The sequence below is a fragment of the Maribacter sp. MS6 genome (assembly GCF_056839185.1).
In genome coordinates, this window is sequence record NZ_CM166389.1 from 1,369,640 (window position 1) to 1,395,239 (window position 25,600).

Genomic DNA, 25,600 nt, shown 5'->3' on the forward strand with positions numbered 1-25,600 from the left:
ACACAAAATAGAAGCGGTACGGTGCCCTACTGCCATTAGTTCCCAAAGTTGTAGCGGAGCGTAAAGCCAGCATTAATCGTGGTTTGCGGAAAGGCCGTGGAGACGGCAAACTGGGAAAATGAATGATCATAGAAGAACAAGGCATTTAACTGCTTACTTAAAGCATAATCCGCTGTAAACTTAAAGGATAATAGATTTTGACCAGAAGTAATCTGGTTATTATCGATATCCAGATTTCTTATAATCGTAATATTATCGCGCAAGGTAAGATCTGCTTTCAAATTTAAGTCTCCCTTTAACCGCGTTTTGTTACCGCCAATATTAGTCACTAATTTTACATCTTTAATACGGTAACCCAACCCTACAGTATAGTCCGTTCCGTTAATTTCCGTCATTAGATTATTATCGAAGCTTAAAGACAAAGCCCTGTCGGTGCGAACCTCCGCGAGTACGCTTATTGAATTTTTCATCTCGAAATCCACCCGTACAAGAGGGTTGAAGCCATCCACCATGACCACATTATTTATAATATTATCCGGTAATACATCACCAGTTTCTATATCAATAGATCCGTTTTGCTTCTCTAAATTAGTCTGAAATGAATTGATGCTATAGGAGGAACGATACCCATGTTGCAAAGAAAAACGCTTGAATTTCTTTTTAAAGAACTTGCTCTTCATCAACCCGGTGTACTTGATATTCCAGTTCGGAATTGGAATATCTCTAAAGGCGTCCAAGTTTACGCGGTCTGCATCTTGACCAGAATAAGCCGCAAAAAATGCTGGTAAAAGGACCTCTTGCTGCGTTTTTCCGTAACCTGCAGGAAATACACCGTCTTCGGAAGAAGCACCATCAGGGATACCTCTATCTGCCACCAAACGATTAGCAATAGTCAATCTATTTTCCTTAAACTGCTCAAAAGTGCTAGAATCAAATTCGTCACTTTTACTAAATGCAGTACCAATCATCATCGTAGAAATACTGAAATTTCCAAAGTTATTGCCCAATTGCAGCCTATAAGGCTCATCTGCGGACAAATCAACATTAAAATTTTCCTGATAACTTTCCGAAAACTGCCTATCGGCCACTAAATCTATCGTCAAATCTCTGGTAGGCTGTGCCGTCGCGGTAATATTCAGCTGCGTATTTGTTCTTCTTATAAACTGTTCGTTAAACTCGGGGAAGGTCGTCAACCAACCATTTCTGGCCGCTTCAAAACGAATGTCACTTTGGCTGCCAAAAACAAAACCTAAAGACGGCCTTGATGTACCTATAAAACCAATGGATTGCGTGTAGCCGGGCAGAACCGTTCCATTACTCTCGTTATAATTGATATTTAAACGTTTTACCATGGTTACTACATCTACAACCGTGTTAAAGAGCTTACCGGTCTTTTTCTTTTCCTTTTCCGCTTCATCCGCTCCCAGCCCAAGCGTACTTTTTTTGGTCGTAGCTGCCTTAGAATTTCCTTCTCGCTTTTTAAGTCCTATTAAATCATAGAACTTTTGCATGGTCAGGGATGCAGTAAGGTTGTGGGTATTTGCATTCTGTATGGTATTGATATCGCTACCAACGACTTCTCTAAGGGCGTCACCCCCACGTTGCCAATCAAAATTACCCGTATAACTATATTGTGCATTTATGAAATCCAAGGCCGGTATCTTGGCAAAAGGTATCTCATAATTTAATTGTAATTCTTGGGAGTGCCTGTTTGGTTCGCCAATATCAAAAAAACCGTCCCAAAGGCCCAATGCTTGGTCGATTCTATCCCTGGAATCTACAGGCTCATTTTCGTTAAAATAGTTTCGCACAATATTGTTGTTTGAGGCTGTTAAGTTCAACCTTAGGGACTTCGTTAAATTATAGTTCAACGCATATTGCCAATTGAACAAATAGTTACGCTGCTGCAGCTCCGGAAGTTCCAGACGATCTACACCCTCTTCTCGTACATCCCTAAACCGTTGCGCATTAAATTGCCTATTGATATTAGAATTCAAAGAAATACTTGCCGGCAAAAGATTCAGATTTAAATCCTTTAACCATTTCCAATAGGCCCCGTTAAAAAGGGAATCCTTTTTAGCAAAAGGTGCCACTTCAACCGGATCAAAACTATGTGCATATACAAAACCTGTATTTACGTTCTGGTCACGCAATTTCGCAATCTCAAAATCCCTATGGTCTGTTTCGTTATAAGAATAGTTGAACGTAAAATTTTCTATATCGTAAAAATTGGCGTCCGCTTCTTCTCCCCTATCCTTTCGAACGCCGATTAAGTTGATGCTGGTCCTTTTTGTATAATCCTCTGCCTGCTCCCTTATTTCATCGGCCGCTTGCTGATCTGGTGCGGCATCGATTAGGTCGTCTAATTTTAAATCATCGTAAACGGGATCAAATTCTGGCGTAATAATTTGTTCTGAAATACCATAATTGAACGGTAGTTGTATGCCCCATTTTTTTGGCAACAACTGACCAACATTTACATTGGTAACCAGGTCGTAGGAAACGGCATCTTCCCGTGCGCGCTCATTTGGCATTTGATCAATAGTACCAAAACCGGAAGTACTGGTGCTACCCGTTGCGGTCATGTTCGCAAAATCTGCAATATTGGCATCTACCGCTGCTACCGCTGCCCAACCACCATTATTATCCAGACCTGCCAACCGTAGTTCATTAAACCAAACCTCACCTCTGGCCGGTAAGTTATCTTGGTTCTTAATACCTACCATAATACTTCGAATACTACCCAAAGACGGGTTTCCCCGTATCCCGATACGTAATCTACCTGGTGTTCTAGCATCAAATTCGTTTACTGGAAAGACCTCTCCATTTTCCACTTCAAAGAAACGTACCTGGCTTAAATCTCCACTTTGAATCCATAACGATTTTACTTTGTTCAAATCGCCTAGGCTTATATTCATTTCATTTTCTTCTGGCCAAATTTCGCTTTCTGATGCTGCCCCAAAAGGAGTAAACTGCAACGGCAGTTCAACCTGATAAAAGTTTTGTGAAAAATCTGTTCCAAATCGCAAGAAACCGACCAAAGGCGAAGAACTATCTGCATAGTCACTGTCTACCACTTTTTCTGCATGCATAAACATTTTAAGGTTCTTGTACTGGCGGATATCAATATTCAAATTCTTAAAAACACCCCTTGAATCTTGAGGTTCTAAACCTTCTACCAATAACGAAAGCGACTGCTCGTTCTGACGAATGATGGTATTGTTATTATTCAGCTGCTCCCTAGCTACACCTGGTGGCAACACATAAGGGATAGGAATTCTACTATTATTTTCTTCTATATTAACGGTATTTACATCCAAAGTCGTACCATCATCGGCTGGATTATCATCAACATTGCTGTCTTGGAGGGTCTTGGTATAGGTACGCCAATCACCACGCACCAGATCCAAAGTAGCAAAACGCAATACGGTAGCACCTGTAAAACCGGTCATATACATCCGCATAAAGCTAATAGACCTAAAATCGGTAATCCCACCCACAGCATCGGTAAAATCACTTAACGGAATTTTATACTGTATCCATCTTCTATTCAGTTGATCTCCGTTAGGAAGTTCGGGAGTAGTTCCTTCCTTAATGTCGGTCACGTATTTATCGTTAATCGTAGTATTGGGCTTAATATCAATTCGGTATTCGTAGTAACTATTTACCGTATTCATTGTTAAATCCCGATCAATATCCTCTACATCCGGTAAGGTAGTAGAACCTCTATTGGTATTGGTTACCTGCACGGGAGAGTTCCCATCAGGGTTGTTAAAATCCAAATATCGTTCTAAAATACTACCATCTCGATTCAAATAATATTGAAAGTTATCCAATACGGGATCTGGTCCGGGATTACTGTCATAAATAGCCTGTTCGGCTTCGTCATTAAGACCGTCAAGACCAATATCCTGCAAGGCTCGGTTGGGCTCACTAGCATCAAATGCATAGACCAAAGACTGTGTCGCGGGAACCTCTCCCCAAGCTGACGGTGCTACAAAATCATTACTGTCTACCCCGGGCAAGCCATTTTCATATTGTTTTTTGCCATCCCGTAAAATATCCTCGGAAATGTTTCCTAGGTTCAGCACCAATTCACCCGCGCTGTTAGCCTGTCCGTCCACGTAAGGATCCAATACCCAAAACTGCACGAACTCTACATTGGTCTGCTCAAAATTAGTACTGCTCAAGGAGCGCATAATACCGCCCCACTTTTCCCCTGCAGCAGCAGTATCAAAACTAGGATTATTGTTATAAGGGCCTTTAGCATTTGGGTAATACGCCATATCCAAAGTACCCTGGACGGTCGTCTGCCCTTGGGCAATATCTACCTGCGGAAATACTTCGTCTATAAACACCCTTCTGGTAGGGTTTGTAGATATATCGTTATCGCTTATTCCTGCGGGGCGTTGGTTCGTATAAAAAATAGGATCGATTGTGTACCATGCCATTTTTGCCCTTCCAAAACCGTTCTCTAAGTTGGCTGCGTCTTCCGGCGAACTTCCGGACAATTGGCCGCCAGGCGCAAATTCCAAAGGTGTACTCGCCAAGGACCATGCCAAGGAACCACGTATATCCAAAAGTGTTTGAGCTCCTTCAAAGTCATCCAAATAAGTTGTTGTCTCGCCTTGAAAATCTGCATTTTTAGGTGAATTAGGCTTTAACCAAGCTACCTCGGCACGTACCGATACATTTGACGGTACATCCGTATCAATATTCGGTAATTTATTTACCATTCGAGTTAAAAAAGGGACCTCTGTAGAAAAATTTGAATTAAGTCCAAAAATGGTATTGTTTACTGGCTCTATTCCAAAATTTGACTTTTGTGTAAGTGGGCGCTCGTTTAAATTTAACAAAGTACCCCCCAAAACAAAGTTCTTATTGATTTGATGCTCTACGTTAATTCCGGTAAAACGACGTGTCTGTTGTCCAAAAACAGCATTGTTTTCTACGGAAATATTAATAGGCGTATTAGAAGCCTCCAAACTTGGGTCTAGAAGTTGAACCGTACCCGCCTGATAGTTTACCGTATAGTCTATGCCTTCTTGTAATTGACGCCCACCTGCGGTTACAGTTACCGATCCACGAGGTACATTAAATGCCCCTATAGGAATACCGTTGCTACCCTCTGCCTTAAACCTACCTTTTAGAATAAACTTATTTTTCTCTGGGTCTTGTAATGCAGCCGCTTTGGTGAGCTCATACATATCCCTAAATACGTATTGGTCTTGATTTGGGTTATAGGCAGATGGCGTATTATACTGTCCGGCATTTCCGTTCTCCAACGTTTCGAACAAATACTCTCCAAATGGCTCAACTTTTGTAAAAATAATGCGGCCACCCTGGGTGTCAACCGTAATACCGGGATAAAAATCGAAGAATCCATCACCACCTGGTTGTAAATCGTTATAAATATTTAACCGATCCAAATTAAACACGTCCAATAAGATGCGTTCCTCCAAACCTTCTGGCCATCCGGAACCTGGACCCTCGTCTATTGGAGTTATGTAATTCCTAGGTGTTGGATCGGAATATAGTATGTTCAACTTAAAATCTTCCTGACTCAAACGAAAGGCGCCTGTAGCATAAATATTTTTCATCATCAAATCCCAAATCGGATCGCTGATGTTGGTAATGTTACTTTTTAATAATTTAAGAATTAAGGTGTTGTTTTCTATAACGGGATTGGCTCCTTGGGAAACTGTGGTTGCATCCAAACCTCCGTTCGCAAATTCACCTATTTGAAAAACTTCACCACCAAAAGTATATTGGAATGCTACCGCAAGCACCTCATCATTGCTTAACCGTTGATTTAAGGAAACGTAACCTAATTGAGAGTTGAATGTATAATCTCGTGTTTGCTCCAATTTTCGAGCGTTTTCTAAAATAGCATAATCAAATCCTTGGTTTGGACGATATCCTGCCGCAAAGCTCGCCGGATTAAAAGCATTCTCTACCGTTGCAATGTCCCTAACATTACTTGTTAATGCACCACCTGTACCAATTAATTCCGGATTATAATCATTGGCGTTGTTTCGGGGCCTAACATCTGCAGGATTATTAAAAAAGCCTGCCGCTGCAGCTCCATTTTGACCAACCCTAGTTTTCTCGGGAAAAACCTCCCCTAAATCCTGTAAGGCTACTACATTACGAACATTTAAAGTTTGTTGGCTCCTATTCGTTACCCAAACCTCTAAACGGGTAATTTGAATCTGACTTTGGATATAGGGATAGGTTTCCAGGGCCCTGTCATAATTATCTCTAAAATAATGAGACAAAAAGAAGTGTTTGTCCTCATCATAGTCCAACGCAGTGATATTAAATTCGTTCAAGGTTCCACCACCTTGTGCTACAACTGTGTTGTTCTGGGAACGTTGTTCCGAAAAAACTGCGGTGACCGTGGTTTTCCCAAATTGTAGCTGTGTCTTTACACCAAACAGACTTTGTGCCCCTTTTATAAGCGAACTGTTCAAAGGCATGTTTACGTTACCTACTTCAATTTTCTGGAGAATATCATCTTCGGTGGGCGTATAATCCAGCTTTACAATGTTCTGAAAATCAAATGTAGCCTCGGTGTCGTAGTTAGCATTTACCTCTAAGCGCTCACCGATTTTCCCCAACATACTCAAACTAATTCGTTGATCAAAATCAAAAGACAAGTTGGTCCTGTTCCGAGGAGAAAGTGCCGGATTATCGTTCTTCTGCCAAATAACGCCAAGGTCCATTGCTACGGAACCTTGTGGTATCACTTCTATGGTATTCCCTCCAAATACGGATTCAAAAAAATCGTTGTTTACATAGAAGTTGGGAAGTAAATTTCGTCTTGCTTCTTCGCTTCCCTCCTTTTTACCGGAATACGCATCTGATTTTTCCTTGAAGTAGGATTTGATACCTTCCTTTTTTATGAGGTCGTAATACTGCTCTGGTGTAAGGATAATTGGATATCCAATGTTGAAATCCCCAATCTGTTCATTGTAGACATACCTGTCTAACTTTTCATCATACAGATATTTCGAAACAATACTTTCCGGATTTTCCAGAACGATGCGCCCTAGGTCAAATCCAGTTTTCACAGAATCTACTTCTTGCCCCTCCGTTTCCTGTGCCTTTGCTACTGCTACACTGCAGAAGACTAAAAAGACCAGAAAAAGATACTTAAAAGATGTTTTAAGATTATTGATTGCCCCTAATTTCAAACTGGTTACAAATTTTTGAGCGCGAGTTTTATAATGTTCTCAACGCTTAGCGAGGTATCCTGGGAAATCACCTTATCAACTACCTTTTCGGCCTGTCGTCTAGCAAATCCTAGAACCTCTAAAGCAGATAACGCTTCATCTTTATTTGTATTGTTTGAAGTTGTGGAAAGTTCGTCTATATCGTACACTTTCAAAATCTTGTCCCTGAGGTCTAAAATCACTCTTTGTGCGGTTTTGGCACCGATTCCTTTTATGGACTGAATGGCAAGAACATCACCATTAGCTATAGCATCTCTAATTTGTGCCGGGGACAAAGAAGACAACATGGTTCTTGCGGTACTAGAACCTATTCCAGAAACCGACAGCAATAGTCGGAAAATTTCACGTTCGGATTTTTCGGCGAAGCCGAATAAGGCATGGGAATCCTCCTTTACCTGTAAATGGGTAAAAAGGTGAATCAGCTCTCCATCTGGAATTTTGGAAAATGTATGCAGCGATATATTTACAAAATACCCAACGCCACCACATTCGATAATGACATGAGTTGGATTTTTCTCGACTAATTTTCCTTTAAGATGATGGATCATGTGTTACAAATTCAATTGTCTGATTTAAGTTTGCGGTTACAAAATTCATGACCGAGTAAGGTCAAACTCGCATTTGAATTCACTCTTTTAGTATCCTAATTTACTGGACTGGCTCACTTTTTACTAGTTACTATCGCCTACCCGCTAACCGTTATCAACTATTTAGCAGACTTTGCTTTTTTACGTTTTTCCCGTTCCTGCGCATCGATAACCGCAACGGCGGTCATATTCACTATCTCATCTACACTAGCCCCCAACTGCATAATATGCACAGACTTTCTTAAGCCTACCATAATTGGACCAATAGAGTCCGATTTATTCAGTTCTTTTAGAAGTTTGTAGGTGATATTGGCGGATTCCAAATTAGGAAATACCAAAGTGTTCACCTTCCTACCCGCAAGCTTAGAAAATGGAAATTTACTTTCCAACAATTCTTTGTTTAGGGCAAAATCTGTTTGTATTTCACCATCAACCACTAACTTTGGATTTTTTTCATGCAGAATTTTAACCGCCTCCCGCACTTTCTTTGCATTGGGATGTGATGAAGAACCAAAATTGGCATAGCTCAACAGTGCCATTACAGGTTCAAAACCAAAGGTGCTTGCCACATTTGCCGTCATTTGGGCGATTTCTGCAATTTCTTCGGCATTAGGATCTATGTTTATGGAAGTATCCGCCAAAAACAAGGGCCCCCGATCTGTAATCATAATGTTTACCGTAGATACCTTTTTTACATTTGCAGCCCTTCCAATGACTTCCAAAATAGGTTTTACTACCGTTGGATATGCCCTTGAATACCCTGAAATCATTCCATCTGCATCACCTTCCAATACCATCATAGCACCAAAATAGTTACGCTCTTTCATTCTTATTTTTGCGCTATAAAGGGTAGTACCGCTGCGCCTTCTACTTTCCCAAAACTTTGCAGCATATCTAGCAAGGCGTTCATCAAATTCCTTATCTAAGGGGTCTACTATAGGAATATCGGCATCGAACTCCAGTTCTTTCTTCAATTCGAGAATAATATCCTTACGACCTAAAAGTATAGGCTCTGCAATACCCTCCTCATAAACGATCTGTGCTGCTTTCAAAACATCCAAATGATCTGCCTCGGCAAATACAATGCGTTTCGCATTAGATTTTGCACGACTATGGAGTAAACGCACTACTTTGTTGTCGTTCCCGGAACGCTGCAACAACTCTTCTTCATATTTATCCCAGTCCTCTATAGGAGCTTTTGCCACGCCACTTTCCATAGCTGCTTTAGCTACTGCTGGAGGTATTTTTGCTATGAGTCGCTGATCAAAAGGTTTAGGGATAATATACTCCTTCCCAAACGTCAATCTTGTTTCTCCGTATGCAATATTCACTTGCTCGGGTACAGGTTCTTTGGTCAACTCTGCCAGCGCCTTCACCGCTGCCATTTTCATTTCTTCATTTATAGATTTGGCACGTACATCCAAGGCTCCTCTAAATATAAAAGGAAAACCAAGCACATTATTTACCTGGTTAGGATGATCAGACCTCCCTGTTGCCATGATGATATCCTTCCTTGTTGCAATGGCCAAATCATATTTTATTTCTGGATCTGGATTGGCCATTGCAAAAACTATAGGATTATCTGCCATTGAAAGCAACATTTCCGGAGAGACAATATCTGCAATGGATAGGCCCACAAAAACGTCTGCATCTACCATTGCCTCGAGCAACGTATCTATTTTTCTATCGGAGGCAAATTCTAATTTTTCCTTAGATAAACTTTCACGATCACTACGGATAACACCTTTACTGTCCAACATTACTATATTTTCCGAACGCGCACCAAAGGCTTTATACAATCGGGTACAAAATACAGCAGCGGCACCTGCCCCACTAATAACAATACGTACCTCCTCCATCTTTTTATTGGTAAGTTCCAAGGCATTCAATAACGCAGCCGCAGAAATAATGGCGGTACCGTGTTGGTCATCATGCATTACGGGAATATCCAATTCCTCTTTTAATCGTCTTTCTATCTCAAAAGCTTCAGGGGCCTTTATATCTTCTAGATTAATTCCTCCAAAAGTAGGAGCAATCATTTTTACAGTTTCTACAAACTTATCTACATTCTCAGTATCCAATTCAATATCAATACCATCGATATCGGCAAAAATCTTAAAAAGCAGACTTTTTCCTTCCATAACGGGTTTTGATGCCTCCGGACCAATATTTCCAAGACCTAATACAGCAGTACCATTGGAGATAACCGCTACAATATTCCCCTTAGCGGTATACTTATAAACATTCTCAACATTTTTTGCAATCTCCAAACAAGGTTCTGCAACGCCAGGTGAGTATGCCAAAGCTAAATCTCGTTGGGTGGCATACGGCTTAGTAGGTACAATTTTTATTTTTCCAGGCTGAGGCTTTGCGTGATATATCAACGCTTCCCTTCTTTGTTTTTGTTTGCTCATAGTGTAACTTTAAAACACAAATTTAGGTACTATTCTTCTGAAAAGTGCAAGACCTTCCTCATTTAAAAGAAAATAGGAATTGAAGTTTACTCCAATTGCATAAGGTTAATTATACCTTGTTGTTCGGAACGTTCAGCCGCATTGCCAAAACAGCAGCGATTATAAAAAAAGCGCCAGCAAAAAGTATGGCATTAACCGCATCACCTCCCAATAGATATTTATATATAGGACCAAAGGTCAAGGTCTCTATACCCATTGGAATTACAATCATCATATTTAAAATACCCATATAAACACCACGTCTATCCTGAGGAACTACTTTTGAAACCATAGTGTAGGGAATTCCCATCATTGCCGCCCATCCAATACCGAATAAAATCATTGGCACAAGCACTAGGAGCGAATTATTTATAAAAGGAATGGTAAACAAGGCTAACCCTGTACCTACTAGACTTAGCGCGTAAATCTTCTTACCACCATATTTTAAGGTTAGTGGTACCAAAGCCAATGCAACTACCATAGTTACAATGTTATAGGTCAGGCTCATTTGGGCGGACTGCGATGCTGCTTCAGAAACACCATAATCCATTGTTTTCATAAATAGAGGAGTAATATACTGCCAATAAATAAATAGCGCATACCACTGAAATAGATATACGGCTCCTATTTTCCACATAAACGCAGGCATTTCTGTTATGGCGTTAGAAATTTCAAGAAATGGCTTTGCTATCCTTGTTGCGATAGGTTGCGCTTTATCATGATTGATTTCTGCAAGTTCTTCTTCAGATGGCGGGATTTCCGGCGTTTTTAACACTGACCATAGAATCGTAGCTACAGAAAGTACACCACCTATGTAAAATGAATAATACAACCATTGTGGAATGGTTCCGGCAACTTCAATAGACTCATCTCCCAAAAGATATTGAAAAAGCACTATAGACCCGTTTGCCAACAAAATTCCGGCACCAACAAAAAGGCTTTGCATTTGAAATCCAAGGCTAAGTTGTTTTTCGGGTAGCTTGTCTCCTACAAAAGCCCTATACGGTTCCATAGCCATATTATTACCAGCATCTAAAATCCATAAAAGGCCTACAGCAAACCAAAGGACAGGACTTGTTGGAAAAGCGAATAAACATAAACTACCTATGATAGCTCCGATTAAAAAATAAGGTTTCCGTCGACCCCATTTAGGTGACCATGTTTTATCTGACATCGCACCGATAATGGGTTGCACTATCAATCCCGTAATTGGGCCGGCAATATTTAAAATCGGAAGCATTTCCTCTGTAGCGCCTAGGTATATAAAAATAGGATTGATTGCGGTCTGCTGCAGTCCAAAACTATACTGGATACCCAAAAACCCAACATTCATGTTGAATATCTGCCAGAAACTTAAACTTGGTTTGCCTATTTTCATGCTTTTACTTTTGGTTTGGTTAGGTAATTGTAAGAATATAAAAATAACCCTTGGTTATAAATTCATATTTCTCCCTTTACAATGGACTCCAAGATAGTATTTTTAATACTTGTTTAATCCTAACGTTAAAAAAAAGGAGTTACTTCGGTCTACGAAATCGATAGCGTAGTTCCTTACTACTTCAAAAAGTTGATATTTCTTTGTAGACCCGAGAATTTTGTACGTTTCACCGCAGACTTCTGAAACACTTTCTTGAACACGTCTTCGGTAATTTCCTCCCAATCTTTTTTGGACATGGAAAGCAACTCCGGGTGCGGATTAAACAAGGGTTCGCTATGTGGTTTAGAAAATTTATTCCAAGGACAAACATCTTGGCATACATCACAGCCAAAGGCCCAATCATCAAACTGCCCTTGAAATTCATTTGGAATTTCGTTCTTCAACTCAATCGTGACATAGGATATGCATTTACTACCATCTACCACGTAAGGTGCTACAATGGCCTCGGTTGGGCAAGCATCTATACAAGCGGTACAAGTACCACAGTGGTCTGTTACCGGGGTATCGTATTCCAGGTCCAAATCAACTATTAATTCTGCAATGAAATAAAAAGAACCGACTTGCTGTGTCAGCAGGTTACTGTGTTTTCCTATCCAGCCCAAGCCACTTTTGGCTGCCCAAGCTTTATCTAAAACGGGTGCAGAATCTACAAATGCCCGTCCGTTTACTTCGCCAATTTCATCGGATATGAATTCTTGTAGTTCTCGTAATTTGGATTTTATGACGTGATGATAGTCGTGACCGTAAGCATACTTAGAAATCTTATACGTGTTCTCTATCTGCCTTTCCTGAGGAAAATAGTTCAACAATAGGGATATGACCGATTTTGAACCTTCTACCAAAAGCCTGGGATCTAAACGCTTGTCGAAATGATTTTCCATATACGCCATCTCACCATGCATGTTTTTGTTTAACCAACGCTCCAATCGTGGGGCATCTTCTTCTAGAAAATCCGCTTTAGAGATACCACAAGATAAAAAACCAAGACGCTTAGCCTCGGCCTTAATCATTTCCGATATCTTAGACACGTTCATCGAAGTTTAAAGTGAAGATTAACAGCTACCGGTTTTAAAGAAATGAGGGGATCTATTTGTATTGCCTCAATATCTGGTTCTAGTTTGTAATTACGAAGGATTTCCGCTATGGTAAGTATCATTTCCTGCATGGCAAAATTATTGCCCACACACATACGTGGACCTGCACCAAAAGGAAAATAGTAGTCCGAAAAATCCTTTTTATTACTAGGGTCAAATCGTTCTGGAACATAGTCTTCTGGCGTTTCCCAAAAACGTTCGTCCCTATGCAATTCATACATAGCCAATAATAACATCGTGTTTTTTGGAATTTTATACCCGTCTATTTCGTCCTCCATAATGGATTCCCGGTCTATATAATATGCCGGAGGGTATAAGCGCATGGCCTCTTCCACACATTGCTTTACGTAGCCGAGGTTTCTAATATCTTGCATTTCCAAGTCCTTTTCCCAGTCTATACCAGAAATTTCTTTATAAGCCTTTTCCTGTACCTCCGGATTTTTGGAGAGCAAATACAGGGTAAACCCAAGTGCATTTGCGCTAGTTTCATGACCTGCGGCAAACAGTATAAGCACTTCGTCTATCAATTGCTCTTCTGTCATGGCACCACCATCTTCATAGCGGGCACTTAAGAGCATATCCATCAAATCGTCCTTATCCGTATTTTCTCGGACGCGTTCCGCAATTATTCCGCTTAAAATGGTCCTAGCTTTTTTGGAAAGGGCCAAATGCCGGTTTATTTTACCGGAAAGGGTATACCACCAGTTTAGATAAGGCTGTCGCATTTCTTTGATCAACATCCGTTGGTTCGCCTCGGTAATATCCTTTAAATCGGACATTTGTTGTTTAATATCATCCCTACTGAACAAGGAAGTAGCCACTACCTGAAATGCCAAATCTCCCATCAAGGGATACACATCCTGGAATTCGTTAGGGCGAATTCGGGATAGTTCGCTTCTAATAGATGCATGCATAATATGTAAAAGCCCCTGTAATTTTTTCTTATGAAAAGCAGGCTGCACCATGCGGCGGTGTTTTCGCCAATGCTCTCCGTTAGAAGTCAACAAACCTTTGCCAATGTACTTTGCCACATCCACTGTTTGCAAGGATGATTTTTGGTACTTCTTTTGTTCCGTTTGAAGTACTTGTTTAATGAATTTGGCGTGACGCGTAAATACAATCCGCTTTTTAAAACCAACTTCTACCTCAAATATATCGCCTAATCGATTAAAATTATCATGGTGAAAAGGTATAGGGTTTTTCAGAATCTGTTTCCTATTCTTAAACACATGCATTCGGGAAACTAAGGGGAGTTTTTTCATTAAAATAGACCGCCTTGAATATTATTTTTGATTCTTCCCAAGTGCCTATAAGCCAACTCTGTAACTTCACGTCCACGCGGTGTTCTCATTATAAACCCCTGTTGTATCAAAAAAGGCTCGTAGACCTCCTCTATAGTTTCTGAACTTTCGGATACGGCAGTTGCCAATGTAGTCAATCCTACGGGGCCACCTTTGAACTTATCAATAATCGTCATTAATATTTTATTGTCCATTTCATCTAACCCATGAGCATCCACATTAAGGGCCTTTAAGCTAAACTTGGATATTTCCATATCTATGCTTCCGTTACCTTTGATCTGGGCAAAATCTCGAACACGTCTTAATAAGGAATTACATATTCTTGGCGTTCCCCTACTCCGACCGGCAATTTCTATGGCAGCATCTTGGGTAATAGGCACTTTAAGTATCTCCGCGCTGCGCTCCACAATCGTAGATAATAATTCTGTGGAGTAATATTGCAAACGACTTTGAATACCAAAACGGGCACGCATAGGCGCTGTTAGCAATCCGGAGCGGGTGGTAGCGCCAATAAGTGTAAAGGGGCTCAAATTAATCTGGACCGATCTAGCGTTTGGGCCGCTTTCAATCATAATATCTATTCGGTAATCTTCCATGGCGGAGTACAGATACTCCTCAACAATAGGACTTAACCGATGTATTTCATCAATAAATAGCACGTCTCGTTCATCTAAGTTGGTCAAGAGTCCGGCCAAATCACCAGGTTTATCCAAAACAGGCCCAGAGGTAATTTTAATGCCCACCCCTAACTCATTGGCCAGGATATTGGCTAAAGTGGTCTTTCCTAAACCGGGCGGGCCATGGAACAAGGTATGATCCAAGGCCTCACCACGCTGGTTGGCAGCAGCCACAAATATTTTCAGATTTTCCAAAACCTGTTCCTGTCCTGCAAAATCGTCAAAATTAACCGGTCTTAAGACCTTTTCAATGTCCAGTTCCGCATCGGAAAAACCCTCTGATGAGGGATCTAAGTACTCGTTCATACACTAACAAAGATACGCAAACCGAAAAGAAGTTTTTTCAAGTCACACTAGCTTTATTTAGAATGATTTAGTGTAGAAATTCGTAATTTAATCCCATGAAAAAGAACCTATACACCTCTGGAATCCTTCAATACATTCCTTTCTTTTATGTAATCTGGTCAGATGACCTAATCTCCGCATCAGAAATTAATGTTGTAGAAAACGCGATTAGAAATGATGGCAGTTTAACGACAGATGAACAAAACACCTTGAACTCTTGGTTGCGCGTTACGCAACCTCCAAAGGACGAAACTTTTAAGCACTGGAAACAAACCATTTCCAGTTCAAAAGTACAATTAATAGAAAGGGAGACCTATCCGTTGGCAACGTTCAGTCAGAACGTAGTTTGTCATTATTATGATAGTTGTCCCTTCAATGACAGTCTGAAGGATATAGAAATTAATCTAGGTATACAGCCCAACCACTATAATCATCTTTTTGACGTATCCGTACAACAAGAAATTTCCTCTGATTATTACAATGCATCAGAAATTGATGTAATCTTAAAAGGTAAAAACGCAATGGTGGTGGACAATTTTAGAGCGGCTTTGGCACACCCCATTTTTAAATGGGAGGTTCATAGAAATAAAGAGGAATTCAGAACTACCGTTTTAGAGCAAGTGGTACACTTAGCCGAAAAAGGATACGGTGCCATGGCATTTTCAGAAGCGTATGGTGGAACAGGCGACATGGAAGGTTATGCCACTATTTTTGAAAACATGATGTATGCTGATGGAAGCCTTACAATTAAATTTGGGGTTCAATTTGGACTTTTTGGCGGAAGTATACAGAAATTAGGAACCAAAAAACACCACGGTGACTATTTGTTACAAACGGGGAAAGCGCAGTTGCTAGGTTGTTTCGCTATGACAGAAACCGGTCATGGCTCTAATGTAAGAGGTATAAAGACTACCGCAACTTACGACAAAAAAACAGATAGTTTAATCATACATACCCCTGGAAAAAATGATAACAAAGAGTATATTGGCAACGCTCTACATTCTACTATGGCCTCCGTTTTCGCGCAATTGATTGTAAATGGAAAGAATGAAGGAGTGCATGCCATTTTGGTTCCCATAAGAGATGGGAACCATAAAACATTACCTGGTGTTAGAATCGAAGATAATGGTTATAAGCTAGGACTCAATGGTGTTGATAACGGAAAAATTTGGTTTCATCAGGTACCCGTACCCCGTAAAAATCTCCTAAACAAATACGGTAATATCACCTCAGATGGCATATATGAGTCTGATATTAAAAATCCAAACAAACGATTTTTTACAATGCTAGGAACCCTGGTAGGAGGTCGAATCTGTGTTGCAAGGGCTGGTCTTGGTGGTGCTAAAATGGCATTGACCATAGCAATAAAGCATGCGTTAAAAAGAAGACAGTTCAACGATAGCGTAAAGATACAAGAAGACTTATTGATGGATTACCCTAGCCATCAATTGCGACTTACTCCCTTGGTAGCAAGCGCCTATGTGTATCATATTACATTAGATAAAATGATGGAACTCTATTGTGATGACACCCAACCGGACAAGCGAAAGGTAGAAACGCAAGTGGCGGGATTAAAAGCGGTGATTACTTGGTATGCCAACAGCAGTATACAAGAGGCGAGAGAGGCCTGTGGCGGCAAAGGATATCTACTAGAAAACAGAATTGCGGACCTTAAGGGCGATGTAGATATTTTTACCACTTTCGAAGGCGATAACAATGTCTTACTTCAATTAGCAGCAAAAGGCGTATTATCTGATTTTAAAGCGGAATTTAACAGTGCCGGATTTACCTCGGTGCTAAAGCTATTAAGTCAACAGTTGAGCGATAAACTTGCTACAGTGAATCCCATTTACGCCAATAAAACCGACAAAGATCATTTATACAACCCAAAATTTCATGCACACGCTTTTAATTATAGAACTAGGAGACTCACCTACACCCTGGCCATGCGTATCAGGGATTATATTAAAAAAGGAGTGCCTTCCTACCAAGCGTTTCTGAAAGTACAGACCCATTTGCTTGCTTTGGGAAAAGCATACAGCGTAGAATTGGCGTATGAAACTTTTCATACGTTCACCCAAACTATATCGAATGAGAAGAATCGTGAACTTTTTCAAAAGCTAGGTAGTTTGTATGCGCTATCCGAAATTAGGAAAGATGCCTCTTGGTATTTGGAACAAGGCTATATTGGAAGTACAAAATCAAAGGCGATAAGACAACGCACAGAAAGACTATGTACAGAGCTAAGACCTCATTTAAATAATTTGGTAGACGGTTTTGGTATCCCGGACCACTGCATGTCGGCTCCTATTGCGAAATAGCTTCTCATTACATAAAATGGTTAGTATTTACATCATGGTTGCTTGCTTACCTTGGTTATTTGTTTTCTTTATGCAATTGAGCCGTATCCAAAAACTCAAGCATGGTGATTTTTGGATTTCCATATAAACTGGTTTTAGAGGAACCTTTAGCGGAAAGTTGAAATTCATCATCGGCATACACCCTCGCATCTGGGGAATCCTCGGCATATAGGTGAATTACCCGTGACGTAAACTCCTCTGCCTTGAGCGTGCTATTGCCATATAGTTTTACAGTAAACAACTCTGTATTACCCTCCAGTTTAACCGAAGAGTTTTTGTACATTAACAAGGAATTACTTTGTCCGGTAGCATATACCTTTGCATCTATCCTATCCTTAAATATTAGATTTAAAGAGTCGCTCGCCACGTTAAAATCTCCCGAACTATTCTCTTCCATATGAATGTCTATGACGTCAGCAGATGCATTCAACACGACTCTTGACGCTCCAGAGGTCTTCACCTTAAACTGATCTGTTGTAATGACATCCTTCATAGTAATTAAGCCATTGCTAATGGTCAAGGCATCAAGTTCCGTATAATACACGGTAATATTTAGTTTCTTTTTAGACGTAATATTATAGAAAGAAGAAACAAATAGGGTTCCATTCGATACGTTGAATTTTAGGACATCTATTAAATTGTCGTCAGCTTCTATTGTAACACTTTCTGCAGACGCCTTTTCAATCATAACCTCTATATCATCATCCAGAGATATTGCTCTAAAAGCGGGTAGATTTTCAGTAACTACGGTTACATTTCTGTTCCCCTTTATTTTCGGCTTTCTCTGAGCGAAGGACTGAACTCCTAGAAAACAAACAAACACAACTACTATTATTTTATTCATGATATTATTCTTTATCCGATAGAAAATACAATTCTAAAGGTATTATAAAAATACAATTCTATTACTACAAAGGATAGTGCAAAAAAAATGCCCAACTTTAAAAGTTGGGCATTTAAAATATTTTTAAATTTATTTAATGGTTCAATTCTTCCTCATCCTGTTGTAACGGTATGTTTTGAGGGACGAAATCCTGTCCAGGAATAATATATTCCCCATCTGCATCCACTTTACTATAATCATACGCCCAACGATGTACTTCTGGAATAGCTCCAGGCCAATTTCCATGGATATGCTTTTGTGATGCTGTCCATTCCAATGTATTTGAACTCCAAGGATTTTGAGGTCCTTTTTTACCATAAAACATACTATACACAAAGTTTGCAACAAAAATTAACTGTGCTGCGCCAGCAATTATGGCAAAAACCGTCATTAAAACTTGTACATCGGCCAATTCATCAAACATAGGGAAAGCCGTATTCTCGTAATATCTTCTTGGCACACCTGCCATACCAACAAAATGCATTGGAAAGAAAACGCCATAAGCACAAATCGCCGTTATCCAGAAATGCACATACCCCATGTTCTTATTCAACATTCTTCCTTCGAACATTATCGGGAACCAGTGATACACACCAGCAAATAGGCCGTAAAGCGCAGATATTCCCATTACCAAGTGAAAGTGAGCAACCACGAAATACGTATCGTGTACATTAATATCCAATGTACTATCACCCAAAATAATACCAGTAAGACCACCTGTAATAAAAGTGGAGACTAATCCTATAGAAAATAACATAGCAGGATTCAACTGAAGATTACCTTTCCAGAGTGTGGTTATATAATTAAATGCTTTTACTGCCGACGGTATTGCAATCAATAAGGTAGTAAATGTAAATACAGAACCTAAAAATGGATTCATCCCTGATATGAACATGTGGTGCCCCCAAACAATCGTTGACAAGAATGCTATCGCCAAAATGGATGCTACCATCGCACGGTAGCCAAAAATAGGTTTTCTGGCATTTGTTGACATGACCTCAGACGTAATTCCCAAAGCAGGTAACAATACAATATATACCTCAGGGTGGCCCAGAAACCAAAATAAGTGCTCATACAAAACAGGTGAACCACCTTGATAGTGAAGTACCTCTCCTTGAATAAAAATATCCGAAAGGAAAAACGAAGTACCAAAGCTCCTGTCCATAATTAGCATTAATGCCGCGGATAGTAAAACTGGAAAAGAGATAACACCAATAATAGCCGTTACAAAGAAAGCCCAAATTGTAAGTGGCAATCTTGTCATGGACATACCTTTAGTCCTTAGGTTAATTACGGTAACTATGTAATTAAGTGACCCTAGCAGCGATGATGCTATAAAAATAGCCATGGAGGACAACCATAAGGTCATACCCATACCAGATCCTGGTTGGGCCATTGGCAACGCGCTTAAGGGCGGATATATCGTCCAACCTGCAGCGGCTGGCCCTGCTTCCACAAAAAGTGATATGATCATTATAACACTTGCAACAAAAAACAACCAAAAGGAAACCATATTTAGGAAACCAGAGGCCATATCACGTGCACCAATTTGTAATGGAATCAAAAGATTACTAAAGGTACCGCTTAATCCAGCGGTTAGCACAAAGAAAACCATTATAGTACCGTGCATCGTTACCAATGCCAAATACACATCAGCATCCATGATCCCGTCCGGTGCCCATTTACCTAAAAACGTATCAAATACTAAAAATGCTTCTCCCGGCCATGCCAGCTGCATTCTCATAAGCAAGGACATGGCAATACCTATAAAACCCATTACCAACACACCCAATATAAGGTATTGCTTGGCAATCATTTTATGATCTTGACTGAATATATACTTTGTTACAAAAGTTTCTTTATGATGATGGCCATGATCGTCGTGAGCATGTTCATCTACATGTGCTGTTACTGCTGACATAATCGAATAAATTTTTATTTAACTTCCTTTTTATAGCCTAATCTTATTGCGCAACAGAAGCCATAGTCTCCTGAAACGTATTTTGTGTAGCCAACCACGCATTGTAATCCTCCTCTGACTCCACAATAATCTTCATTTGCATATTATAATGTGATCTCCCACAAATCTTATTACATAGTAAAATGTAATCAAATTCCCAAGGATCTAAAACCTCTCCGGTTGCAGCAGATTTCTCCGCTCTAATAATATTTGTTCTTTTTACTTTATCTACTACCTCAGGATTCTGTCTCATCTCTTCCGTAGTATATATTGGTGTAAATGAAAACTCTGTGGTCATACCAGGAACACAATTCATTTGTGCTCTAAAGTGTGGCATATATGCAGAATGCAATACATCCTGAGAACGCATCTTAAAGTTTACTTTTCTGCCTACCGGTAAATGTAACTCTTTAACGATGACGTCATCTGAACCATAGGTATCTGCTTCATCTAGACCAAGTGTATTAGCCCTATCTATGTCTATCATTCTTACATTCGCACCACCTAGAACATTATCATCTCCTGCATATCTTGCCGTCCAACCGAATTGTTGAGCATACAATTCTACAATCAACGGATCATCATCTTCATTAATATCCATAATATTTGTCCATGTATAAAGACCCCAAAGAATTAAGCCAGCTAATACAATAACTGGTATAATTGTCCAAATAAACTCCAATCGGTCGTTATCTGCATAAAACAATGCTTTTTTACCTTTTTCGCCCTTATACTTGTAACCAAAATAATGTAGCAATGCTTGCGTTATTGTTTGCACTACAAATATAATCACCATGGATACGAGCATTAAATTGTCATATTCCGCACCATGCTCGGAAGCGGCTACGGGCAACAAAAACTTCGCATATTTGGCAAAACTGAATATGGTTATCCCGTAAATAAACACCAGAAATGCAAAGAGCATATAACCGTTGTATTTATTGTCCTTATCCGTAGCTATTTCACTACTATTCGTTTTGAGCTGGGAAAGCTCAAAAATCTTGGTCATTTGCCAAACCGCAATTGCCACGAGTACTAAAACAACTAAAATTAATAATGTAGTCATTGTATGATTTAATATTATACTTTAAACTTACTAATAGTGAAAGTGCTTACTTTCTTCAATAAACGGATTTCTTTTTGGCTGTAAAGGAGCTTTTGTAAGTGCCCTAAAAACCCAAAAGATAAAAAATCCAGCAAAAAACAGTACCGAACTAATCTCAGGAATTCCAATAAACCATTGGTCACCTACCGTAGCAGGCATAATGGCAACAAATATATCCATATAATGCCCTGCAAGTATCACTACACCTGTCATAACCACAAACCAATTTACACGCTTGAAATCACTGTTCATAAGCAATAACAATGGAAATATAAAGTTCATTGCAACCATTCCGAAAAAGGGCAACCTATAATCTTCTATCCTTGTAACGTAATATGTTACTTCTTCCGGTATATTACTATACCATATTAGCATAAATTGAGAAAACCATAAATAGGTCCAAAATACGCTTATACCAAACATGAATTTTGCTAAATCATGAATATGACTATCGTTAACATCTTTTAGGTGCCCTTTTGACTTAAGGTAAATAGTCACCATTGCAATAACGGTTATACCAGACACGAACATACTAGCAAAAATATACCAACCGAACAGGGTACTAAACCAGTGTGGATCCACACTCATGATCCAATCCCAAGACATTATGGATTCCGTAATTAGATAAAACACCAAAAATCCTGCAGAAACCCTGAAATTCATTTTGAAATTAGAATTGTCATCCGATTCATCCTGCTTTAACGAAAGCTTTCTTGAATATTCGCGATAGGCAATCCATCCCAATAAGAAAAAAGCGGCCCTAATTAAAAAGAAGGTAGGATTTAAGTACCCAGATTTTGCTTGAATAATTGCATCATGTGCAACTACTTCAGGATCCATCCAAACGAACAAATGGTTCATGTGTAATGCGGACAACAATAAAATTACGAAAACTACTATCCCTCCTGGCACTAAATATGCGGTAATACCCTCCATAACCCTAAACAGTAGCGGTGACCAACCTGCCTGTGCAGCACGTTGAATTGCATAGAACGCCAGTACCCCTAGGGATATCATCATAAAGAAGAACGCAGCAACATATAACGCTGCCCAAGGCTTGTTTTGTAACTGATGCAATAGGTGCTCGTCATGCGGTGCATCATGTGCTCCATCATGGGATTCTGCCGCGTGGGATGTATCTTCCGAATGATCGCTATCATGTGATGCTACCATTTCTTTCGCCTCTTCTACCGTAGCGGGTGCCATAACAAATCCGCCAACTATTCCCAAAAGGCCAACAGCCATTAGAATTATCGAACCTATTTTAAGTCTATTAGAAAACGTGTACATAGTTTTGCTTACCTGTTATTTGGTTAAATCTTCTTTCAATTGCATTACATATTCAGAAACTTGCCACATTTCTGTCGTATTCATTTGTGAGGCATACGAACCCATAGAATTCAATCCGTAATAAATAACATGATATGTAGAACCCACATTGATGTTCCTAGCTTCGTCCGCATAACTTGGAACACCAAGAATTTTTTCGCGTTCTACAAGCCATCCTTTACCATTTCCTTTGTTACCATGACAGATGGCACAATACACATCGTACATTTCTTTACCCTTGGTTAGATTATTGACCACATTGGTGGAATCCAACGGGCTTTCATTTAATCTAGCCAATTCTTTACCCGCTATCGAGTTTTCTATACCATATGGCAACCAGCCTCTATTTATTGTATTTGCCGGCGGCAACATAGCCTGTGACCCATTAGGAAGAAAATCTACTTCTTGATAGGTTTCATAACCTACTGGTTCATACATATTAGGCATGTATTGGTAATTTGGCTTGGAATTGTCCTGACAGGCAACCAAAACGAACATCAAACCTGCTATAATTCCTATTTTCTTAAAACTGTTCATATTTAATGACTGTTTTTTTCTAATATATTTATTTCTACAGCTCCAGTATTAGCTAATACATCTTTCAACTCCTGTTCATTATTATGAATTTCTATTTCCATCAAAAAATGATCGTCGGTAGTTCTTATGTCTGGATTTTCCGCCTTTTTAAAGGGCCACAACCTACTACGTAAATAAAAAGTTATCACCATTAAGTGCGCAGCAAAAAATATAGTAAGCTCAAACATTATAGGTACAAAAGCCGGCATATTCTCAATGTAACTAAAACTAGGCTTACCGCCAATATCCTGAGGCCAATCTTCAATCATGATATAATTCATCATCACCGTAGCAACTGCCAAACCAACACAACCGTATAGAAAGGATGTAATGGCAAGTCGTGTTGGAGCCAAGCCCATAGCTTTATCAAGACCATGAACCGGAAACGGACAATACACTTCATCTATATGAAGTTTAGCTGCTTTCACCTTTTTAACGGCAAGCATTAACACATCATCATCGTCGTAATAAGCATGTATAACTTTAGATGCCATATTTATTTCTTGTTATTTAATAATACTGTTGCCTGACCTGCCCAATCATCACGCTGTGCCCTGCCCGGGAAAGAACCGGTAATAGAATCCAATAAACCATATTCCTTCTCGGTCATCCTAGCGACCTGAGCAAATGTGTAAATCCCAATTTGATTCAAGGTAGCCTCCATTTGGGGTCCAATACCCTTAACCTTTTTCAAATCATCAGCCGTATCCTTTGTAGCATCAAATGTCCCAATACTACTCAGCAGCTCGGAAACTCCTTGCTTATCACCCGCAGTAGGCACAACTTTTCCCATCAATATATCATCTGTAATTGGCTCTTTCACTACCACATTATCGGAGGCAATCTGATACAATGGCTTACCTGAGTCTCGTAACGTTTTATACTTTTCTCCAGAAGCTTTTAATATAGATTTAACCTCGGCCTGAGCAATTACAGGGAATGTTCTTGCATACAATAAAAATAGTACAAAGAAAAATCCAATGGTACCTATGAAAATTCCAATATCGACAAAGGTCGGTGAAAACATAGTCCATGAGGATGGCAAATAATCCCTATGTAATGATGTTACAATAATTACAAAACGCTCAAACCACATTCCTATATTCACTACAATAGAGATAAAGAAGGAGAACATGATACTTGTCCTTAATTTTTTGAACCACATAAACTGTGGGGAAAACACATTACATGTCATCATGGACCAATATGCCCACCAATAAGGTCCAGTAGCCCTGTTGAGAAAAGCATACTGTTCATATTCCACTCCAGAATACCACGCCATAAACAATTCAGTAATGTAGGCACATCCTACGATGGAACCCGTAAGCATGATTACAATATTCATTAACTCAATATGCTGAACCGTAATATAAGCTTCTAAATGACATACCTTTCGCATAATAATCAACAAGGTATTCACCATCGCAAAACCAGAGAAAATTGCACCAGCAACAAAGTATGGTGGAAAAATAGTCGTGTGCCATCCCGGTATCACCGAGGTTGCAAAGTCAAAAGATACAATAGTATGCACAGAAAGCACCAAAGGCGTAGCCAAACCAGCCAATACCAAAGAAACCTCTTCAAAACGTTGCCAATCCTTTGCTCTACCACTCCATCCAAAACTTAATAAACTATAAATTTTCTTTTGAAACGGTAATATTGCCCGGTCACGTAACATGGCGAAATCTGGTAATAATCCAGTCCACCAGAACACTAGCGAAACGGATAGATACGTTGATATTGCAAATACATCCCAAAGTAGTGGCGAATTGAAGTTAACCCATAACGATCCAAATTGGTTAGGAATAGGAAGTACCCAATATGCCAACCATGGTCTACCCATGTGTATGATCGGGAACAATCCAGCTTGAATAACGGAAAATATGGTCATTGCTTCCGCCGAACGGTTAATAGCCATTCTCCACTTTTGACGGAACAATAATAGTACGGCCGAAATCAAGGTACCGGCATGACCAATTCCTACCCACCATACAAAGTTGGTAATATCCCAAGCCCAGTTTACTGTTTTGTTCAATCCCCAAGTACCGATACCTGTAGATATTGTGTAAATAATACACCCTACTCCCCATAAAAAAGCAACCAATGCAATGGAAAAAACAATCCACCAATGCTTGTTAGCCCTTCCCTCAACGGGAGCAGCAATATCCACGGTTACATCATGGTAGCCTTTGTTACCGAGTACAAGTGGTTTTCGTATAGGAGCTTCGTAATGCGACGCCATAGACTTCTGTTATAA

At 39.7% G+C, this 25,600-nt stretch carries 15 protein-coding genes; 1 reads left to right on the plus strand and 14 read right to left on the minus strand.

Annotation, left to right across the window (positions count from 1 at the left end; translation table 11 throughout):
• Positions 1 to 35 precede the first annotated feature (35 nt).
• From sov to ruvB, 7 genes are all read right to left on the minus strand, one after another.
• On the minus strand, positions 36 to 7,196 hold the full coding sequence (gene sov, locus MS6x_RS06190) for a T9SS outer membrane translocon Sov/SprA (RefSeq protein WP_482606112.1): 7,161 nt from the start codon (positions 7,194 to 7,196) through the stop codon (positions 36 to 38).
• A 5-nt stretch (positions 7,197 to 7,201) separates the two neighbouring features.
• The gene (gene ruvA / locus MS6x_RS06195) at positions 7,202 to 7,783 is read right to left on the minus strand and encodes a Holliday junction branch migration protein RuvA (RefSeq protein ID WP_482606114.1); all 582 of its coding nucleotides are present in this window, start codon (positions 7,781 to 7,783) and stop codon (positions 7,202 to 7,204) included.
• 158 nt (positions 7,784 to 7,941) lie between these two features.
• A complete protein-coding gene (locus MS6x_RS06200) occupies positions 7,942 to 10,236 on the minus strand; it encodes an NADP-dependent malic enzyme (RefSeq protein WP_482606116.1) in 2,295 nt (764 codons plus the stop codon).
• A 109-nt stretch (positions 10,237 to 10,345) separates the two neighbouring features.
• Positions 10,346 to 11,653 (minus strand): MFS transporter, encoded by a 1,308-nt coding sequence (locus MS6x_RS06205; RefSeq protein ID WP_482606117.1) that lies wholly within the window; start codon positions 11,651 to 11,653, stop codon positions 10,346 to 10,348.
• A 176-nt stretch (positions 11,654 to 11,829) separates the two neighbouring features.
• A complete protein-coding gene (queG, locus tag MS6x_RS06210) occupies positions 11,830 to 12,747 on the minus strand; it encodes a tRNA epoxyqueuosine(34) reductase QueG (RefSeq protein WP_482606119.1) in 918 nt (305 codons plus the stop codon).
• Positions 12,744 to 14,069 carry a cytochrome P450 gene (locus MS6x_RS06215; RefSeq protein ID WP_482606120.1) on the minus strand — a complete coding sequence of 442 codons (1,326 nt, stop codon included), beginning with the start codon at positions 14,067 to 14,069 and terminating at the stop codon, positions 12,744 to 12,746. Before MS6x_RS06215 ends, queG begins: the two co-directional genes overlap by 4 nt.
• Positions 14,069 to 15,091: a Holliday junction branch migration DNA helicase RuvB gene (gene ruvB, locus MS6x_RS06220; RefSeq protein WP_482606121.1), complete on the minus strand. Its 1,023-nt coding sequence runs from the start codon at positions 15,089 to 15,091 to the stop codon at positions 14,069 to 14,071. Before ruvB ends, MS6x_RS06215 begins: the two co-directional genes overlap by 1 nt.
• A gap of 95 nt (positions 15,092 to 15,186) precedes the next feature.
• Between ruvB and MS6x_RS06225 the strand changes: the two genes are divergently transcribed.
• Positions 15,187 to 17,451, plus strand: a complete 2,265-nt coding sequence (locus tag MS6x_RS06225) for an acyl-CoA dehydrogenase family protein (protein ID WP_482606123.1) — start codon at positions 15,187 to 15,189, stop codon at positions 17,449 to 17,451.
• A gap of 55 nt (positions 17,452 to 17,506) precedes the next feature.
• On the opposite strand, the gene MS6x_RS06230 is transcribed toward MS6x_RS06225, so the two are convergent.
• From MS6x_RS06230 to nrfD, 7 genes are all read right to left on the minus strand, one after another.
• Positions 17,507 to 18,334 carry a GIN domain-containing protein gene (locus MS6x_RS06230; RefSeq protein WP_482606125.1) on the minus strand — a complete coding sequence of 276 codons (828 nt, stop codon included), beginning with the start codon at positions 18,332 to 18,334 and terminating at the stop codon, positions 17,507 to 17,509.
• A gap of 133 nt (positions 18,335 to 18,467) precedes the next feature.
• Positions 18,468 to 20,294: a cytochrome c oxidase subunit I gene (locus tag MS6x_RS06235; RefSeq protein WP_482606127.1), complete on the minus strand. Its 1,827-nt coding sequence runs from the start codon at positions 20,292 to 20,294 to the stop codon at positions 18,468 to 18,470.
• Positions 20,295 to 20,337: 43 nt separating this feature from the next.
• Positions 20,338 to 21,399 (minus strand): cytochrome c oxidase subunit II, encoded by a 1,062-nt coding sequence (locus tag MS6x_RS06240; RefSeq protein WP_482606128.1) that lies wholly within the window; start codon positions 21,397 to 21,399, stop codon positions 20,338 to 20,340.
• Between the two features lie 30 nt (positions 21,400 to 21,429).
• Positions 21,430 to 22,728: a quinol:cytochrome C oxidoreductase gene (locus MS6x_RS06245; RefSeq protein ID WP_482606129.1), complete on the minus strand. Its 1,299-nt coding sequence runs from the start codon at positions 22,726 to 22,728 to the stop codon at positions 21,430 to 21,432.
• 15 nt (positions 22,729 to 22,743) lie between these two features.
• On the minus strand, positions 22,744 to 23,304 hold the full coding sequence (locus MS6x_RS06250; RefSeq protein WP_482606131.1) for a c-type cytochrome: 561 nt from the start codon (positions 23,302 to 23,304) through the stop codon (positions 22,744 to 22,746).
• Positions 23,305 to 23,306: 2 nt separating this feature from the next.
• A complete protein-coding gene (locus MS6x_RS06255; protein ID WP_482606133.1) occupies positions 23,307 to 23,837 on the minus strand; it encodes a DUF3341 domain-containing protein in 531 nt (176 codons plus the stop codon).
• Positions 23,838 to 23,839: 2 nt separating this feature from the next.
• Entirely contained in the window at positions 23,840 to 25,585 is a 1,746-nt protein-coding gene (nrfD, locus tag MS6x_RS06260) for an NrfD/PsrC family molybdoenzyme membrane anchor subunit (protein ID WP_482606134.1), read from the minus strand.
• Positions 25,586 to 25,600 lie beyond the last annotated feature (15 nt).

Bases quoted from the DNA above. Each gene is read 5' to 3' on its own strand.
- MS6x_RS06215 (WP_482606120.1), bottom strand. From the start codon at position 14,069: ATGAAAAAACTCCCCTTAGTTTCCCGAATGCATGTGTTTAAGAATAGG.
- MS6x_RS06240 (WP_482606128.1), bottom strand. From the start codon at position 21,399: ATGACTACATTATTAATTTTAGTTGTTTTAGTACTCGTGGCAATTGCG.
- MS6x_RS06200 (WP_482606116.1), bottom strand. From the start codon at position 10,236: ATGAGCAAACAAAAACAAAGAAGGGAAGCGTTGATATATCACGCAAAG.
- MS6x_RS06255 (WP_482606133.1), bottom strand. From the start codon at position 23,837: ATGGCATCTAAAGTTATACATGCTTATTACGACGATGATGATGTGTTA.
- ruvA (WP_482606114.1), bottom strand. From the start codon at position 7,783: ATGATCCATCATCTTAAAGGAAAATTAGTCGAGAAAAATCCAACTCAT.
- MS6x_RS06250 (WP_482606131.1), bottom strand. From the start codon at position 23,304: ATGAACAGTTTTAAGAAAATAGGAATTATAGCAGGTTTGATGTTCGTT.
- MS6x_RS06245 (WP_482606129.1), bottom strand. From the start codon at position 22,728: ATGTACACGTTTTCTAATAGACTTAAAATAGGTTCGATAATTCTAATG.
- ruvB (WP_482606121.1), bottom strand. From the start codon at position 15,091: ATGAACGAGTACTTAGATCCCTCATCAGAGGGTTTTTCCGATGCGGAA.
- MS6x_RS06225 (WP_482606123.1), top strand. From the start codon at position 15,187: ATGAAAAAGAACCTATACACCTCTGGAATCCTTCAATACATTCCTTTC.
- queG (WP_482606119.1), bottom strand. From the start codon at position 12,747: ATGAACGTGTCTAAGATATCGGAAATGATTAAGGCCGAGGCTAAGCGT.
- MS6x_RS06230 (WP_482606125.1), bottom strand. From the start codon at position 18,334: ATGAATAAAATAATAGTAGTTGTGTTTGTTTGTTTTCTAGGAGTTCAG.
- MS6x_RS06235 (WP_482606127.1), bottom strand. From the start codon at position 20,294: ATGTCAGCAGTAACAGCACATGTAGATGAACATGCTCACGACGATCAT.
- MS6x_RS06205 (WP_482606117.1), bottom strand. From the start codon at position 11,653: ATGAAAATAGGCAAACCAAGTTTAAGTTTCTGGCAGATATTCAACATG.
- nrfD (WP_482606134.1), bottom strand. From the start codon at position 25,585: ATGGCGTCGCATTACGAAGCTCCTATACGAAAACCACTTGTACTCGGT.